The organism is Dyella dinghuensis (assembly GCF_003977615.1).
In the GTDB taxonomy this organism is placed as follows: Bacteria; Pseudomonadota; Gammaproteobacteria; order Xanthomonadales; family Rhodanobacteraceae; genus Dyella_B; species Dyella_B dinghuensis.
The window spans coordinates 189,405-206,420 of sequence record NZ_RYZR01000005.1; the positions used below are offsets into that span (position 1 = coordinate 189,405).

Genomic DNA, 17,016 nt, shown 5'->3' on the forward strand with positions numbered 1-17,016 from the left:
CACCATGGCACGGTGTGCGGTCGTAGCCGTCACGTATGATCGCCAACGCCATGTTGACGGTTCCCTGGAGCCAGTGATGCCGAAATTACCGCTCATCGCCTGCGTTCTGATGACGAGCTCCCTGCTGGTCATTGTGCCAAAGTCGACGCAAGCAACACCTGCCATGACAAGTAATTACTGCAAGGCACCCGAATTCAGGCAGTTCGATTTCTGGTTGGGCGACTGGGATACGTTTCGCATCAAGGACGAAAAGCCCGCGAGCACTTCGGTGGCGCGCAATCGCGTCACATCCATTCTCGGCGGCTGTGCATTGCGCGAGGTCTACACACGCACCGACGGTTACAGCGGCGAGAGCTTCACCATTTACGATGCCAGCCGCAACGTGTGGCATCAGAGTTGGGTAAGCAACCAGGGCGAGCTTGTGGTGGTGGAAGGTGCGCGGGAAGGCAACAACATTGTCCTGAGCGGCCGCATCACCGATACACAAGGTGTGCAACTGCAGCGTGTGACATGGGAGCCTGTAAAGGACGGCGTGCGCGAAACATGCCTTGGTTCACGCGACAACGGCAAAACGTGGACAGTGTTATTCGATATCCTTTTTCGCCCGCATGCTGCTTCGTGACGCCACTTGGGCGGCTGGGTCGCCCATTCGATAACTGCTACCCTTGCACCATGACATACATCATCGAAACGCCTGCTATCCCAAGCCTTCCCATTTACGGCCGCGAGGAACGTTTCCCTGTGCGCCGCGTGTTTTGCATCGGCCGCAACTACGCCGAACATGCACGCGAAATGGGCGCGACGGTGGACACATCCGCGCCGATGTTTTTCTGCAAGCCTGCCGATGCGGTGGTGACCGATGGCGCCGATGTGCCGTACCCGCAAGCCACCTCGGATCTGCATCATGAAGTGGAAATGGTAGTCGCACTAAAATCAGGCGGACACGATCTGGATGCCGTCCAGGCCGCCGACGCCATCTTCGGCTATGGCGTGGGTCTGGATTTAACGCGTCGCGATTTGCAGGCCATTGCAAAAGCCAAGAGTCATCCTTGGGATGTCGCCAAGGCGTTCGATCATTCCGCGCCCGTGTCCGCATTGCGGCTGGCAACGGAAGCGACACCCGCGGCCGATACCAACATCACATTACACATCAACGACACGCTGCGTCAGCAAGGTCATCTCAGCGAGATGGTGCATAGTGTTGTCGACATCATCGTCTCGCTGTCCAAGCTGTTCGAGCTCAAGCCCGGCGATCTGATTTTCACGGGAACACCCGCAGGTGTGGCGGCATTGCAACGCGGCGATCGTTTCCATGCGGAGCTCAAGGGCATCGCAACGCTGGATGGCCGCATTGTCTGAATAGCCGGCTCGGCGTCTGAAACCCTGTCTGCCTGCTCCCGCCTGCGTTAAAGTCGGCCTGCCGTCCGGCTCACTACCCTGGGAGAGATGACAATGAGCATGCTGCAGGAATTCAAAGAATTTGCCATGCGCGGAAATGTGGTCGACATGGCGGTCGGTATCGTCATCGGCGCTGCGTTCGGCAAGATTGTCACGTCACTGGTTAGCGACATCATCATGCCGCCCATCGGCTGGGCTACCGGCGGCATCGACTTCTCCGCCATGAAGTGGATTATCCGGCCAGCCGACAACAGCAACCCCGCGCACAAGATTCCGGAAGTCGCCATCGCGTACGGCAGCTTCATCAACACGATCATTGCGTTCCTGATCGTCGCCTTTGCCATCTTCATCCTGGTGAAGCTCGTCAACCGCTTCTACACCAAGGCCGCGGCCGCCACGCCAGCTGACGTAGTGCTGCTCACCGAGATTCGCGATCTCCTCAAAACCCGGCAATAAACCGCTCGCCCAGGGGGCGAGCATGACTTCCGGCCTAAGCACTGCCTCGTGCGAGCCCCATAATCGGGGTTCGCTACGAGGAGTCACCGATGCAACGCCCCACCCTTACCCTTCTTGCCGCCAGCCTGATGCTGGTTACTGGCCTTACCTGCGCAGCGGATGCGCCCACCACCATTCCCGCATCCGCCGTGCAGACTGCCGAACAGCTGCGCGACAAGGCCATGCACGACAGCACGGCGTACGACGTGGTCACGTCGCTGACCACGGAAGTGGGCGCACGCATGGCAGGCAGCGTCAACGATCCGCGCGCACGCGCATGGGCGATTGCCAAGTTCAAGGCATTGGGCTTCGACAAGGTTTACACCGAGGCGGTGACCTATCCGCTGTGGGTTCGCCGCAGCGAGCACGGTGCCATCGTGGCGCCGTTTCCGCAGCCGCTGGATCTGATTGCGCTGGGTTATTCGTCGGGTACGCCCAAGGGCGGCCTGACCGCTCAGGTGGTGCAATTCGCCAGCCTAGACGCGCTGAAAGCCGCCGATCCGGCCAGCATCAAGGGCAAGATCGTCTACATCGGCTATCGCATGCACCGCACGAAAGACGGCCATGATTACGGCATCGGCGGCGGCATTCGTGAAGAAGGCCCGCTGGTTGCCGCGTCGAAGGGAGCCGCGGCGTTTCTGCTGCGTTCCGCCGGCACCGACGCCAATAGCCGCACGCCGCATACCGGCGTGACCGATTTCAGCGACTTCGCGCACCCCGACAAGGCGATTCCTGCCGCAGCCCTGTCCAACCCGGACGCTGACCAGCTGGAGCGCGTGCTTGCTTACGGCAAGCCCGTCAGCATCAAGCTGGATCTGGATTGCGGCATCGTCGGCCAGTACACCGGCTACAACGTGATCGGCGAACTCACCGGCCGCAAATATCCGGACCAGGTGGTGGTGATCGGCGGCCATCTGGATTCCTGGGATCCGGGTACGGGCGCGATCGATGACGGCGCCGGTGTGGCGATCGCACTCGGCGCAGCCAAAGTCATCCACGATCTTCCGCAGCGCCCGGATCGCACCGTTCGCGTTGTCGCCTTTGCCAACGAGGAAATGGGTCTTTGGGGTGGTCGCGCGTATGCAGACAAGCACGCTGCCGAAGTCGGCAAGTTCCAGCTTGGAACCGAGTCGGATCTCGGTGCGGCGCCCGTTTACCAAATGCGGGCGAGCGTGAAGCCGCAGGCACGCGGCGCCATCGAGCAGATTGCCAAGGTACTCGCGCCGATTGGCGTGACCTACGACCCCACGCATCCGGGCGGCGGCGGTTCCGATCTATCGCAGATGCATCTGAGGGGCATGGCTGCACTCTCGCTCGATCAGGACGCCACCAATTATTTTGATTGGCACCATACGGCGAACGACACGCTGGACAAGATCAACCCGCAGGAGCTGGCGCAGAACGTGGCCGTCTATGCTGTGTTTACGTACATGGCGGCGCAGGCCGATGGTGATTTCGGTTCGGCACCGGGCGCTTTTGCGCACGATGGTGCGGGCGAATAATTGAGCGTTTTCGCGTCAACAAAAAAGGCGGCCAAGGCCGCCTTTTTTCATGCATGACGATCAGCGTTATTTGCTTTCCTCGCCTTCCGGCGAAGGCGGCGCTTCAGTGGTATCGAGCGCCTGCAGGTTCTCTTTCAAGCGTGTCATCACGTCCATCGCCTGCGACAGTTCTTCATAGGTGACGCCGACGGTACATTCGCGGCGCAGCTCATAAGCGATGCGTTCCATGTCATCGACCACGCCGCTGGCCTGTGCGGTCGTATACAAACGCCATGCACGGCGATCCTTGGGATCGGGGCGGCGTTCGACGAATCCGGCAGCCTGCAGGCGATCGATCACGCGGCCCACAGCAATCGGTTCCATCTCCAGGAACTCGGCCAGCTCAGTCTGTCTGAGACCCTCGCGGCGATAGAGCATCTTTGTCGCGCGCCATTGCGCACGCGTCAATCCGAACTTCACGGCGCGCCGATCAAAATGCTTGCGGAACAACAACGTGACGTCGTTGAGCAGGTAGCCGAAGGAAATATCTTCCGGTTTTGGCATGATGTGCAGCACTCTGGGTGTCACTTGACTGCCTAAGCATAAGCCGAAACCACCTGAACTTATGCCCATTACTCTCGTCACTGCCGACCTTACGCGACTGGCCCTGGACGCCATCGTGAATGCCGCCAATCCCGGCTTGCTGGGCGGTGGCGGGGTGGATGGCGCCATCCACCGGGCCGCCGGTCCGGCGCTATTGGCGGCCTGCCGGGCGATTCCCGAGGTCAACCCCGGCGTCCGTTGCCCTACCGGAGAGGCACGCATCACACCGGGTTTTTCGCTTCCCGCGCGTTTCGTCATCCACACCGTGGGGCCGGTATGGCATGGCGGCCATGACGGTGAAGCAGTCCATCTGGCGAGCTGCTATCGCTCGTGCATCGCCTTGGCTATTGAGCACGATCTAAATAGCGTCGGTTTTCCGGCCATCAGTTGTGGTGTGTATGGCTATCCGCCAGATCAGGCCGCGAAGGTCGCCATTGCCACGCTCCGCGACGTATTGACAACCCATCCGAAACTTGAGGTGCAATTGTGCGGTTTCGACGGCCGCATGACGGCGATCTGGCAACGCGCATTCAATCAAGTTTGAAGGGATATAACGGCGGCAGCGGCGAATCGTTCGCCGATGTGTTTTCAACACGCCACACGAAACCGTTGACGAAGACCGCGGCGAGATCGGTTGTACCGCTTGTTGCGTGATCCGCATACTGCGCACGCTGCAAACGTTCGATCGCTTCGCGTTGCGCATCGGAGTTCAACTCAGCAGATAGCTGACCGAGGTTCTGCAAGCCGGGGCGTTCCGCACGTGCCCACGCCAACAGGCTATGCGCTTGCAACGTGCTGTCTCGACCGCGTGCTGCATCCATGAATGCATGACGTAAATGCCGTGCAGAATCCATCGCGCGGGGCAATCCCGACGAAGCAGGCTTGCGCCTGGATCGACGCCACCACAAAAACGCCGCGATGCTGAGCAACCATAGTCCCACGCTGATGATAGCGACCCATTGCCAGAAGGAAGGTCCAGCGGACTGTGTTGTTGCGTTCGACGTTGCAGGCACACTGCTCGCAACCGCTGGCGTCGCGGTCACCGCGGCTTGAGTTGTAGAGGACGGCGTTGCTGGCGATCCATTTGCCGCTGCGACGACAGTCAACGTGCGCGCAGGAATCGTCGCCACCTGCTGCTGCCCGCTTTGTACGTCAAACCAGGTCAGCGTTGTAGCAGGAATAGTGAGAGTGCCTGCGCGCTGAGGAAAAATAGCGAAGCCGCGTTCACGGCGTCCCGTCAGCCACTGTCCATCATCCTGCGTCGTATTGGTGGGTTGATCGGGATACACCGTCGCGCCGTCGATCGTCGGCAAACTCGGTTCTGGCAGTGCATCGGCCGGGAGACCCATCGCCTCCACTGTCATGTGCAGATTAAGCGGCTGGCCCGCAGTGATCTTGCCATCGCTCGGCAACCCCTGAAGATCCAGCGTCAGCGTCCGTGCGGGCAGCCATGTCGTCTTGCCCCAATTGGAAGGCGTTGGCTGCACGTCAATCGTGACTGGCGACGAATCCGCCTCGACCGGCGTGCTGTTGCCAAACAGGCCGCCAAGCCCTGGATCATTGGCGTCGCCAGGTTCAACGGCCTCGCCTTGAAATTCGAACGACGGGATTGTCACGGTTCCCGCGCGCTGCGGGATCAATGCGTAGCGTCGTTCCACCACGTGATAGCGCTTTCCGTTTCGCACGGACTCATAATCCGTGTCCCCACCGAGCCGTCGCAAATCTGCGCCGTCGGCCTGTGGATCGGGCAACGTTCCGCCGTTGATATTCACGTCGAAGAACAGGCGCACGCGCAGAAGCAGTTGCTGACCTACGTAGGCATGACTCGGGTCAGCCGTGATGTCGATAAAGACATCCTTGTGATTGTCAGCACCCGTCGCCGAATTTTCGGGTGGATCGACATGCAGCGTCAGTGGCTGCGTTGGATTGCCTGCGATCGTCAACGACGGTATCTGCAAATCGCCCACATGCTTGGGTCGCAATGCGACGCCGATAATCACCTGCGCCGTCTGTTGACCGTTGACGACGTTCAATACGCTGTTAGTCGAAGCGCCGAGTATTTCGAAATCGTTATTCAGCGCACTGAGATCCGGCGTACTGGCATTCATGGTGCCATCGATGCGTACATTGAGTGTCACCGTCTCGCCAAGATGTACTTCATTCCGATCGAGCACGGCGTGCACACCATTCGCCATGGCGCTCAACGGCAGTAAAAGACAGAGAAGCCATAGCCAACGGTACATCATTGAACATCTCCATCGACTGGCTGGGCGCCGATGCGTTTGCGATACTCCAATTCAAACTTTCGACGCAGTAGCGCACCCGGATCGTCCGGCACGCGTTCCAGATTACGACGAACGTCATCAGGCAATTTCGAGAGCGGGTCATCGCTATCGATCGCGCCAAGTTCATGCGTCACGGGCTTCTTGTCGCCCTTCTTCTGCGCTTGAGCCAACGCATGATTCATCTGTTGACGCAAGGCCTGTTGCGCCTGCTCGGTTTGCACCTGTTCGCTGCTAGAGGCGGGCGCGGGGTTCTGACTGGCTGAATTCTGGGAGTCGTGGTCGCGCTGCTCCTGCTGTGATTTGGCATCTTGCTGTTCGCTGCGCGCCTGAGCATCTTGCGTTCCGTTGCTCTGTTGTTGGCCATTCTGTTGCTGGCCGCTTTGATCAGGTTTCGCCTGGTTTTTAGCATCCTGCTGCGCGCCATTTTGTTGTTGCGAAGACTGGCCGCCCTGCTGCGCCTGATTTTGATCGCTTTGGTTTTGTCCCGGCGACTGTCCAGACTGATCTTTCTGTTGACTCTGGTCGCTCTGACCATTTCCCGATTTCTGTTGCTGCTGCGACGGCGAATTCTGCTGTTGCTGCTTGCGCATCGCCTCTTCGACTGCATTGCGATTGACGCGCGCATCGTCATTGGCGGGATTCAATTGCAGCGCACGGTCGTAGGCTTTGATAGCGCCCGGATACTTACCCAATTTAGCGAGCGCGTTGCCGAGGTTATAGGCAGCATCGGGGCCTTTTGCCTGTTCCAGCGCCTGCACCGCACCGTTGTAATCCTTCGCGCGATACGCAGCAACGCCACGCCAGGCCGGATCTTGCGCAAGCTGCTGCGCTTTGGCGGCGTTGCCTTGCTGCAATGCGCTCGCTGCTTGTTGATCGGGACGTTGCCACCAATCCTGCCAACCGGACGCATAGGCGTGAGTTGGCCAACAGGGCAGCAACACCAGCGGCAGCAACATCACCCAGCCGCGCCGGAATGTCATGGCTGCGACAAGCAACAACGGCAATAGCAGCCACGGTCCGCGATCTTGCCAGACGTCACCGGCTTGCCCTTCGGCAAGCGTTGCGTGTTGTGAAGGCTGCAGTTCGGCGTGCAGTACCGTGATGTCGCTGCTGTCCTCGCTCATTACCGCGTAACGGCCGCCACCGGCTTGCGCGAGGTTGCTTAAGTCGTGGTCGTCGCGACGAGCAACGATCATATTGCCCTGTTCATCGTGGGCAAATCCGGTGTCACCTTGAGGCACGGGAGCGCCTTGTGGCGTACCGACACCCAACACCGAGACGTGCACTCCGGACAACGATGCTGCGCGCGCTGCAGCTTGAGCGGCGTTGTCGGCATCATCGGTGATCAGCACGATCGAGCCATTATTCAATTTGGCATGACGGATCAGCTCCACACCTTGCTGGATCGCCTGCGCCGCGTTGTCGCCATCGACCGGCATGGTATCCGGCCCCATGGCATTCAAGAGATCATCAAGGCTGTGCGCATCGCTTGTCAGTGGCGCCACGACAAAACTCTGGCCTGCATAACCGATGAGTGCATTCAATCCATCACGATTGGCCGCTAATAGATCGCGTGCCTTGTAGCGCGCACGCTGCATGCGGCTAGGTTGTATGTCCGTCGCCTGCATATGCTGCGACAACGAAATAGCCACAATCTGTGCGGCACGATTGGTATACATCGGCTCAGCGATTCGGCTCCAGGTCGGCCCCGCCAGTGCGAGGGTGCACAGCAACCAGCCCAGCGAAAAGAGCCACGCAGGCGTGTGCGTGCGCCGACCCTGGCCTGTGACCAGATAAGGCAGCAATGCCTCGTCTGCCAGCTTGCTGAGTTCGCGTCGCGAGGCATCGCGGCGCAGTCCCAGCCACAGACATACCGGCAAAGCCAGCAGAGCGAACAACCAGCCCGGCTGCAGGAAATGGAACTGATGAAAGGCTTCCATCATGACTGAGGCACCCGCAAGCGTGGCCACAGCATGCCAATCAGCAAACAAAGTGCCGCTGCACCGAGCGGAGCGCGGAACAGCTCGTGATGCAGACGCAGCGTCGGGCCTTGTTGTGGCATCGGCTCCAATGCATCGATGGCACGATAGGCATCCGCCAATTGATTGCCGTCCGTGGCCCGATAGAACTGGCCGCCGGTTTCATGCGCGATATAGGTGAGCATACCGGCATCGAGATCTTCGGACGGATTGACCTCGGTGTCGCCGAACAATCCTGGTACCGTCATGCGTGTCGCACCGATACCAATGGTATAGATGCGAACACCGGCGGCCTTCGCTGCGCGCGCTGCATCTTGAGGCGAAATGCTGCCGGAGTTGTTGACACCGTCCGTGAGCAGAACAAGCACGCGCGACGATTCAGGTAGCGCAGACAGACGTCGCACAGCGACGCCGATAGCGTCGCCAATCGCGGTTTCTGTGCCCGGCAGTCCAACTGCCGCACTTTGCAATTGCGCGCTTACCGCACTGAGATCGTAGGTAAGAGGCGTAACGAGATAGGCGTGCGTACCAAACACGATGAGTCCCATCTCATCACCGCTTCGGCGTGAGATAAAGTCGCCGGCGATCGCCTCGACGGCTCCGAAGCGCGTCACTTGCCGGCCCGCCAGCACCATATCAGGCGTTTGCATGCTGCCCGACAGATCGACGGCGAGCATGACGGCGCGCCCGCTGTGTTGTTGCGCCTGGGGTGGGCCCAGGGTTTGCGGCCTGGCTGCCGCGACCAACAGACATAGCCAGCCCAACCCCAGCAACCAGGATGTCGCGCTGCGCGCCGAGAGACTTCGCCCAATGTCCCAGGTGAGCGTCGCGTGCGGCAGCCGCAATGCCTGTCCCGGTGATGCGGGTCTTATGGCGAACCAGATCAGCCACGGTAACGGCAGAAACGCGAAGACCCATGGCCATGCAAACTCAGGCATGTTCCGCGCTCCCGGCGACAGCCTTTTCGCGTCGAAGCGCCGTTTCCAACCAGTGATACGCGGCGGCCTGCACACTCATCCGATCAAAATCTGCGCGTGGCTGATACATGCGCGCGTCGAGCGTCATCAGTTTGTCGAGCGTTGCGGTATCGACGGGTACGCGTGCCAACACTTCTCGCCATGCCGCGCCCTGTCGTTGGTGGGCATCCGTGGCATAGCGGCGCGCGGCGCGGCGCAGCAACTGGTGGAGTGATGATGCATAAGCAATATCGTCATCGCCGTGGCGGGTCGCTAATGCATGCAGCTCCGCGAGTATCTGCTGGCGTCGCATGCGTGCGCGGCGCCAGCGTCGATAGAGCAAAAAAGCAATGAAAAGAGCGACGCAGGCGATGGCGAGCAGCACCCACCAACCTGGCGCGGGTGGCCACCATGGCGGCGACGGCGGCATGTGCACATCACGCAGTACCACGTCGCTTTGCGGTTGCGGGAACGATGCGTTCATCGCCGAGTTCCCGCTTCAAGCAACAACGCCGCTGTCGATTCGAGCGGGTCTGCTGCCGTATCCATGACGCGATACGGCACGCCCAGCGATTGAGCCATCGCCATCAATTTGGCTTGTCCTGCACCTAGGCTTTTCTGAAATGCCTCACGCTGACTTGCCGTTTCCAGCACGAGGTTGTGCCGTTCACCGTGGTGCTCGATCGGGTAATAACCTGCCGGCACCTCATTCAGCTCGAGCGCGTCGGCTACGATCAGCACACGCAACGCGGTGTGGCGCATCAATTCAAGCATACGATCGCGCGCATCGTCCTCCGCGCTTTGTCCGTCGCTGATCAGCAATACACGATTGGCGTTCTGCTGAAGCCGAATGACGCGCTTGAACGCTTGTGAGAGCGATTCCTGATGATCCGTTGGGTTGGCATCGCATCGTGCCAGAGCGCCGCAGATGTCCAAAGCGCCGCGAGTTCCCCCACGCGGACGCTGCAAGTGAGCGTTGCCGCCGAACGTCATCAAGCCAACTCGCTCGCCTGCCCTCACTGCGTACCAGGCAGCCAATGCCGCCGCTCGGGCAGCTTGCACGGACTTGAAACGCACACGCGTTCCAAAGCGCATGCTCGCGTGCTGATCCATCAGGATAAGTAGTTGGCCTTCGCGTTCTTCCTGAAAAAGCTTGGTGTGCAAGCGGCCGCTGCGCGCGGTCAATCGCCAATCGAGACGACGTACATCATCGCCCGGTTGATACGCACGCGATTCGGCATAGTCCATGCCGCGACCATACAATCGGCTGGACTGCGCACCGACATGGGTGGCGCGACTGTCACGCGGCGGCAATCGCATTCGCGCCACACGACTGCGCAGCGCGATCAATTCGGACAGCGACACCTGGACACGGCCATTCCCGTCCACATGCTGGGAGACGACAGCGTTCACGGTAGAGGTACAAGATCCAGCAGCCGATGGATAACCTTCTCGCTACGAATGCCTTCGGCTTCGGCTTCGTAGCTGAGCAATACGCGGTGCCTCAGCACTTCATAAACGATGGCGTGAACATTTTCGGGGAGCACAAAATCGCGCCCGTTCAACCATGCGTGCGCGCGTGCGCAGCGATCCAATGCGATGGTGGCGCGAGGACTCGCTCCCCATGCAATCCACCGTTTCAATTCCGGCCCGTAGCGTCCGGCGTCGCGCGTGGCCAAGACCAGCTGCGCAATGTAGTGCTCGAGCGCGGGTGCCATATGGACGGCCAAGGCAGCTTCGCGTGCGGCGAATACGTCGTCTTGCGTGACGATGGGTGTAACGGATGGTGCCTGTTGTGCGGGCTTACTCGCCTGCTCTCGCGCCAATCGCAGGATGGCCAATTCCGATGCGGCATCGGGATAACCGATCGTAACGTGCATGACGAAGCGATCGAGCTGCGCTTCGGGCAACGCAAACGTACCCTCTTGCTCGATCGGATTCTGCGTGGCCATCACCATGAAAAGTTCGGGCAAATGCCAGGTGCTGCGTCCCACCGTGATTTGGCGCTCCGCCATCGCCTCGAGCAGGGCCGATTGCACTTTTGCTGGGGCTCGATTGATCTCATCGGCCAGCACGATGTTGTGAAACAGCGGCCCGCGTTCAAACTCGAAACTGCCTGACTGAGGACGGAAGATGTCGGTGCCCGTTAAATCGGCCGGCAATAGATCCGGCGTGAATTGCACGCGGTGAAAATCGGCTTCGATGCGACTGGCCAGGGCTTTCACAGCGGTGGTCTTGGCTAATCCGGGTGCGCCCTCGACCAGCAGATGACCATCGGCCAGCAGAGCGATCAGCAGGCAATCGATAAGGTGCGGCTGACCGATGATGTGGCGCTGCAGGTCATCGCGCAGGCGGGCAAAAGCGAGCTGTAAACGCCCGGGCATCGAGACTTGGGGCATATCCATCCAAAAATCCTGTACTGCGTGGTCCCATTTCAGACCACGGTGGTGGCTAAAAGTTTGGCAGGACTTACCTTTTCCAAACGTAAAAAGGGGCGGCACAGTGGCCGCCCCTTCTCATTGCGTCGTCGTTTTTCGCGCTTATTGCAGGCTGTCGCTCAGGATGCGCGGGGTGACGAAGATCAGCAGCTCATCCTTGTCGTTGATGTGCTGTGTGCTGCGGAAGAGGACGCCCAGGCCGGGGATGTCGCCCAAGCCCGGAACCTTGGAGATCGTGTCGCTCTTGTTAACTTCGTAGATACCGCCCAGCACGACCGTCTGGCCATTGTCGACAAGCACCGCGGTGTTGAGCGAGCGCGTATCGATGACAGGCACCTGACCGCTGCCCGGCACGGTGATGTAGTGGTCGAGCGAGTCCTTATTCACATTGATGCTCAGGAAGACTCGGCTGTCTGCAGTGATCGTCGGTGTAACTTTCAGTTCCAGCACAGCGTCCTTAAATGCCACGGTAGCTGTACCGCTTACGCCGCCAGAACCAGCCGTATTCTGATACGTCACGTAACCAATCTCTTGGCCCTGGCGAATATCTGCTTCCTGCTGATTGGCGGTAATCACACGCGGACTGGAAACCACCTCGCTGCGACCTTCAAGTTGTGCCGCGGACAGTTCCAGATCGAGCGCGTAGTTCTTGCCCAGAATGGCAGCAGCGAGGGAGGACGCGCTGCCCTGTGATGGTGTGGCGGGCAGATTCACGTTCAGACCACCCGAGCCCAATGTGTCCGAAGTGCCGTTATTACCTTGTGCACCACCGATAGCGCTACCGACCTGCAGCACCTGTCCACTCGGGTTGGTACGGTTGCCGCTCACACCCCACTGAACCCCGAGATCGCGCTCGAAGTCATCTGTCGCAATAACGATCCGCGACTCGATCAAGACCTGCTGCACAGGGCGATCGAGTTGCGAAATGATCGCTCGCAACTCCACCGTCTTTTCTGCCGTATCGTTGATTAGCAGCGTATTGGTGCGAATATCGAAAGTTACACTGCCGCGCGTTGACAGGAACCCGCGATGTTGGCTCGCAGGACCACTTGCGCCACCCGAAGTACTCTGCATGGTGCCGGTGGTCAACAGCTTGGCAATGTCCTGCGCCTTGCCGTAGCTGATCGGAACATAAGTGGTAATGAGTGGCGCAGTATCTTCTGCCTTGAAGCGCGCGTCTGAAAGACTTTGTTCGTAATCGGCGAGTTCTTTTTGCGGCGCAATCCAGGTCACATTACCGTTCTGGCGCTTGTCCAGGCCCTTTGCGCGCAGGATCACATCCAGCGCCTGGTCCCACGGAACATTGTTCAATCGCAGGGTGACACTTCCACCGACCGTATCGGAGGCAACGATGTTGCTCTGCGATTCGTCGGCGATGAGCTGCAGCGCTGAGCGAACCGGAATGTCTTGGAAATTGAACGTGACGCGCGTGCCGGTGTAGACGGGCTGTTGATTCAGCAGCGGATTGCCTGCTTTGGGATCGTGCTTCTTGGGCGTCACCTCGACCACGTACTGATCAGCAGTCTGGTAGGACGATGTATCCACGTCACCACTGAAAGCAATATCCACATGTGCACCGCCCGGCGTCGAATGCGACGAAACGGACTGCACAGGCGTCGCGAAATCCAGCACGTTCAAACGTTGAGCCTGGCTTGCCGGCAACTGCGCGTTGTCGATGTCGACAGCGACGTTACCGTTCTGGCTATGCATGTTGGCATTGGCACCGGCACCGTTGAAATTGATCAGCACCCGGCCAGCACCATTGGTTCCACGCTGGAAGTCGATATTGGTGATGGCCGGTCCGTTCATGGCAGACGGAAGCGCCTTCGACGGATCGACCGTGGAAGCCGTCGTCACTGGCTGAAGCGCACTGCCATTGTTGACGACCAGCACGAGACTATTGCCTTCGACGCGAGACTTGTAAGTCGAGGCTTGCATCAGCTCGATGACCACGCGAGTGCGTCCATCTGCCGATACGGCAGACACACCGGACGTCGTACCAACACCGATGTCCTGGTGCCGCGAAGCGTTGTTCACGGTATCGGGCAGGTCGATCGCGATACGCGGCGGGTTATCCGTCGTGAACACGCGAGGCTCGGGCACCTGGCTGCTGTCAAAGTTCAGGTGAACCTCCACCTTGCCACCCGGTAGGGTTTTGTAGGTGATGTCCTGAAGCGTGGTCGCCGCGGCGGCGCTAACCCACGTAGCGGCGCCCAGCATGATGACGGTCGTCAGGCAACGGCTGGCCAGGTGCATGGCTCGGCTCCGGACTGGTTTGATTGATTTGGTCATTGCATCAGCCCCTGTATTCCTATTTCGTCGCGTTCGCAGCGAGCGCGATGCTGGCTGGACGTTCCATCCAGCCGCCGTTGCCGTTGGAAACCAATTCGACCAGGTCGACCTTGTCACCACTGATGCCAGTGATACGGCCGTAGTTCTGGCCCATGTATTCGTTCGCATGGACGCGGTGAATCACGCCCATCGGGTCCTTGACCAATGCTTCCATGTTGGCGCCCGAACCGATGCTGCCAACCATTTTCAAGCTATCCAGAGAGAAAGCCTCCAAAGGCTGTCTCGGACGTCCTTCGTCCGGCCGTGGTCCGCTGTTTTCATTTAATTCGTCAGCGCTCGGACTGAACGGATCACGTTTATCCTGATCGTTGTAGATGAACGTCTCGAATGTCTTGATTACCGGCAGCGGCGGGATGGGCGCACCACGCTTGGCCTTCTCTTGCGCGACCCAATCGCGCAGATCGGACATGCCGCGTGTGCAACCAGCGAGCGTCAATACTGCGCCTGCGAGTAAGAGCACTTTGGCCAGATGCATGGGCTTCTTGGCAGTCATGATCTTCATTTCCGCCCCCCAGGCTTCTTGTTCTTCGCTTTGCCTGCCGTATCGCCTGTCTCAGAATCATCAAGGTACCGGTAAGTTTTTACCGTTCCCTGCAATACCAGAAGCTGATTTGGGCCAGGCTCCGCACCCGCCGTGGGCTTGCTTAGTGGTGTCAGGGAGACATCATGCATGGTCAAAATCACCACGCGCGGTAACGAAGCCACACCACTGATGAACGTACCAAACTGATGATAGGTGCCAATCATCTTCAGCTGAATGGGTTTTTCCGCGTAGAAGTCTTTCGGCACTTCGACGCCCGGCTGGAACAGTTCCTGCTGCAGCCCGGCAGAAAGCGCAGTCTGAGAGACATCCACCAGCAGCTCAGGCATTTCTGTCTTGCTGGGCAGCTGACGCAGCAGCTGGCGCAGCATGTCTTTCATCTCGTCGAGTTGCTGCTGCAGCGCCTCCAGATTGACCGACTTTGCCTGCTTCTCCGAGAACTCTCGCTTGAGTTGTTCCTCTTTGCCAGCGAGGTTCTGCAACGTGTCTTGCTGAGGGCTGATAATGAAATACCAACCTGCCAGCACGATGACTACAAAGAGCAATACTTTGAAGAAATTTTTTACTGATTTGGGCCAGCCGCCAATGTTGTTGCGGTCAAGATTCTTCAAATCATCGAGGAGTTTCATGACTTGGCTCCTCCCTTGACTGGCGCGCCCGATGGATTAGGTGCCTGCGAGTTCGTCGTCGGCATGGCCTGATTGGTCTGTGGAGCCGTCGTGTTGACTGGCGCATTCATCGACGAGCCGGTGCTGCTCGATGCAGCCGGCGATGCGCCAGGCCCGCTGCCATCGTCCTGTTTGGGACGCTGCAACGCGACAGTCAATCCAAAGCTATAGGGCATGCGCGTCGCATCGTGACTGTTTTCAGTTTTGCTGAGATCGGTCGGACCCATCCACGGCGATGCTTCGATGTTGCGCATGTATTGGGCGACACTGGCGTTCGATTGCGCGACGCCGCCGAGCGTCATCTGGTCACCCGCTTGCTTAATGGATGTCAGACGTGCGCTACCTGGAACGGTCTTAACCAATTCGTCAAACAGGTGAACCATCTGGGAGCGATTGGCCTGCAGCTGCTCGATGATCTGTTTGCGTGCAAGCAGCTGCGCGCGAACGTTTTCCAGATCGTTGATCTTGGTCAGGCGCGCGTCCACCTGCTTGATCTGATCCTGCAGGTAAGCGTTGCGCTCATTCTGATTGTCTACGCGCATGCCCATCCAGATGTTCCAGAGGACCATGAAGCCAATCGCAGCCGCAGCGGTGATGGCGAGCTGGACGAAGAAATCGCGTTCGCGTTGTTTCCGCGTCGCAGCGCGGTGCGGGAGTAGGTTTATGCGTGCCATCAGTCGAAACTCCTCATCGCGAGTCCGACTGCAATCATCAATGCCGGAGCGTCCTGGGTCAGCGACTGCGCCTGCACGCGATTGGAAAGCGACATCCGTGCCAGCGGGTTGGCGACGACGCAAGGCAAACCGAGCTGCTCCTCGAGCATCGTGTTGATGCCGTCGATGGAGGCACAGCCACCGGCCAATACGACCTGATCCACCTTGCTGTACTCGCTACCGGCATAGAAGAACTGCAGCAGGCGGCTGATCTGCTGGACCAGCGACTCCTTGAACGGCTGCAGCGCCTCGGCTTCGTACGATTCCGGCAAACCACCCTTGCGCTTCGCACGGCCGGCTTCCTCGTAAGAAAGACCGTAGCGGCGCATGATTTCGTCGGTGAGCTGCTTGCCGCCGAACACCTGCTCACGCGAATAAATGGTGCGCTGGTTCTTGAGTACGGAGAGCGTTGTCATCGTTGCGCCGATGTCGACGACGGCGACGAGCGCGTCGCGACCGACGTTCAACTGATCGGAGATCATCGTGAACGCGTTTTCCATCGCGAACGCTTCGACATCGATGATCTCGGCGGTGAGACCACCCAGATCGAGCGCCGCAACGCGCATATCGACGTTTTCCGTGCGCGATGCAGCGAGCAGCACGTTATTCATTTCGGGGTTGTCACGAACCGGACCCAGCACCTCGAAATCGAGGCTCACTTCCTCGATCGGATACGGGATGTACTGGTTCGCTTCCACCATGATCTGGCTTTCCAGATCGTCTTCGGAAAGTTCTGCAGCCATCGGAACGATGCGCGTGATCACTGCCGATCCGGCAACAGCAGCCGATGCGTGCTTCACCTTCGCGCCAGAGCGAGCGAGCGCGCGGCGAATGGCTTCGCCAACGGCTTCGACCTCGACGATGTTCTTCTCGACGACTGCGTTAGGGGGCAGCGGTTCGATCGCGTAATGTTCTACGCGATAGCGCCCGCCGGCTTGACTGAGCTGCAGCAGCTTAACGGCCGTCGAGCTAATGTCGACACCGACGAGCGGCGGCTTCTTGGGTGTTAAGAGCCCCACGATGATTCCCCCTTGACCCCTGGTGCGTCCGCCTATGGTTGGCGGGACTGCCGGGCCATTAGATCGAAAAATTAACGCAATAGCAACG

17 protein-coding genes are annotated in these 17,016 nt (G+C 59.4%); 5 read left to right on the plus strand and 12 right to left on the minus strand.

Features of this window, described 5'->3' with window-relative positions:
- Positions 1 to 76: 76 nt before the first annotated feature.
- From EKH79_RS08410 to EKH79_RS08425, 4 genes are all read left to right on the plus strand, one after another.
- A complete protein-coding gene (locus EKH79_RS08410; protein ID WP_126673350.1) occupies positions 77 to 622 on the plus strand; it encodes a hypothetical protein in 546 nt (181 codons plus the stop codon).
- Between the two features lie 50 nt (positions 623 to 672).
- A complete protein-coding gene (locus EKH79_RS08415) occupies positions 673 to 1,359 on the plus strand; it encodes a fumarylacetoacetate hydrolase family protein (protein WP_126673351.1) in 687 nt (228 codons plus the stop codon).
- A 93-nt stretch (positions 1,360 to 1,452) separates the two neighbouring features.
- Positions 1,453 to 1,854, plus strand: coding sequence for a large-conductance mechanosensitive channel protein MscL (gene mscL / locus EKH79_RS08420; RefSeq protein ID WP_126673352.1), 402 nt, complete (start codon positions 1,453 to 1,455; stop codon positions 1,852 to 1,854).
- An 89-nt stretch (positions 1,855 to 1,943) separates the two neighbouring features.
- Positions 1,944 to 3,395, plus strand: coding sequence for a M20/M25/M40 family metallo-hydrolase (locus tag EKH79_RS08425; protein WP_126673353.1), 1,452 nt, complete (start codon positions 1,944 to 1,946; stop codon positions 3,393 to 3,395).
- Positions 3,396 to 3,461: 66 nt separating this feature from the next.
- Here EKH79_RS08425 and EKH79_RS08430 read toward each other — a convergent pair whose 3' ends face one another.
- Positions 3,462 to 3,938, minus strand: a complete 477-nt coding sequence (locus tag EKH79_RS08430) for a MarR family winged helix-turn-helix transcriptional regulator (RefSeq protein WP_126673354.1) — start codon at positions 3,936 to 3,938, stop codon at positions 3,462 to 3,464.
- Positions 3,939 to 3,999: 61 nt separating this feature from the next.
- Here EKH79_RS08430 and EKH79_RS08435 point away from each other — a divergent pair, with 61 nt between their 5' ends.
- Positions 4,000 to 4,521 carry an O-acetyl-ADP-ribose deacetylase gene (locus tag EKH79_RS08435; RefSeq protein ID WP_126673355.1) on the plus strand — a complete coding sequence of 174 codons (522 nt, stop codon included), beginning with the start codon at positions 4,000 to 4,002 and terminating at the stop codon, positions 4,519 to 4,521.
- Here the strand turns inward: EKH79_RS08435 and EKH79_RS08440 are convergent.
- The 11 genes from EKH79_RS08440 to EKH79_RS08490 all read right to left on the minus strand — a co-directional run bounded on the left by EKH79_RS08440 (position 4,508) and on the right by EKH79_RS08490 (position 16,928).
- A complete protein-coding gene (locus EKH79_RS08440) occupies positions 4,508 to 6,223 on the minus strand; it encodes a BatD family protein (protein WP_126673356.1) in 1,716 nt (571 codons plus the stop codon). The genes EKH79_RS08435 and EKH79_RS08440 overlap by 14 nt on opposite strands.
- The gene (locus EKH79_RS08445) at positions 6,220 to 8,205 is read right to left on the minus strand and encodes a tetratricopeptide repeat protein (RefSeq protein WP_126673357.1); all 1,986 of its coding nucleotides are present in this window, start codon (positions 8,203 to 8,205) and stop codon (positions 6,220 to 6,222) included. Before EKH79_RS08445 ends, EKH79_RS08440 begins: the two co-directional genes overlap by 4 nt.
- On the minus strand, positions 8,202 to 9,179 hold the full coding sequence (locus tag EKH79_RS08450) for a VWA domain-containing protein (RefSeq protein WP_126673358.1): 978 nt from the start codon (positions 9,177 to 9,179) through the stop codon (positions 8,202 to 8,204). Before EKH79_RS08450 ends, EKH79_RS08445 begins: the two co-directional genes overlap by 4 nt.
- Positions 9,172 to 9,681 (minus strand): DUF4381 family protein, encoded by a 510-nt coding sequence (locus tag EKH79_RS08455; RefSeq protein WP_126673359.1) that lies wholly within the window; start codon positions 9,679 to 9,681, stop codon positions 9,172 to 9,174. Before EKH79_RS08455 ends, EKH79_RS08450 begins: the two co-directional genes overlap by 8 nt.
- Positions 9,678 to 10,610 (minus strand): DUF58 domain-containing protein, encoded by a 933-nt coding sequence (locus EKH79_RS08460; protein WP_126673360.1) that lies wholly within the window; start codon positions 10,608 to 10,610, stop codon positions 9,678 to 9,680. Before EKH79_RS08460 ends, EKH79_RS08455 begins: the two co-directional genes overlap by 4 nt.
- A complete protein-coding gene (locus EKH79_RS08465) occupies positions 10,607 to 11,602 on the minus strand; it encodes an AAA family ATPase (RefSeq protein ID WP_126673361.1) in 996 nt (331 codons plus the stop codon). Before EKH79_RS08465 ends, EKH79_RS08460 begins: the two co-directional genes overlap by 4 nt.
- Positions 11,603 to 11,737: 135 nt before the next feature.
- On the minus strand, positions 11,738 to 13,891 hold the full coding sequence (locus EKH79_RS08470) for a type IV pilus secretin PilQ (protein ID WP_126673362.1): 2,154 nt from the start codon (positions 13,889 to 13,891) through the stop codon (positions 11,738 to 11,740).
- 55 nt (positions 13,892 to 13,946) lie between these two features.
- Complete coding sequence (locus EKH79_RS08475) at positions 13,947 to 14,489, minus strand: pilus assembly protein PilP (protein ID WP_126673363.1); 543 nt, start codon at positions 14,487 to 14,489, stop codon at positions 13,947 to 13,949.
- A complete protein-coding gene (locus EKH79_RS08480; RefSeq protein ID WP_126673364.1) occupies positions 14,486 to 15,157 on the minus strand; it encodes a type IV pilus inner membrane component PilO in 672 nt (223 codons plus the stop codon). Before EKH79_RS08480 ends, EKH79_RS08475 begins: the two co-directional genes overlap by 4 nt.
- On the minus strand, positions 15,154 to 15,870 hold the full coding sequence (locus EKH79_RS08485; RefSeq protein ID WP_126673365.1) for a PilN domain-containing protein: 717 nt from the start codon (positions 15,868 to 15,870) through the stop codon (positions 15,154 to 15,156). The genes EKH79_RS08480 and EKH79_RS08485 overlap by 4 nt, the downstream gene beginning before the upstream one ends.
- The gene (locus EKH79_RS08490) at positions 15,870 to 16,928 is read right to left on the minus strand and encodes a pilus assembly protein PilM (protein WP_126673366.1); all 1,059 of its coding nucleotides are present in this window, start codon (positions 16,926 to 16,928) and stop codon (positions 15,870 to 15,872) included. The genes EKH79_RS08485 and EKH79_RS08490 overlap by 1 nt, the downstream gene beginning before the upstream one ends.
- Positions 16,929 to 17,016 lie beyond the last annotated feature (88 nt).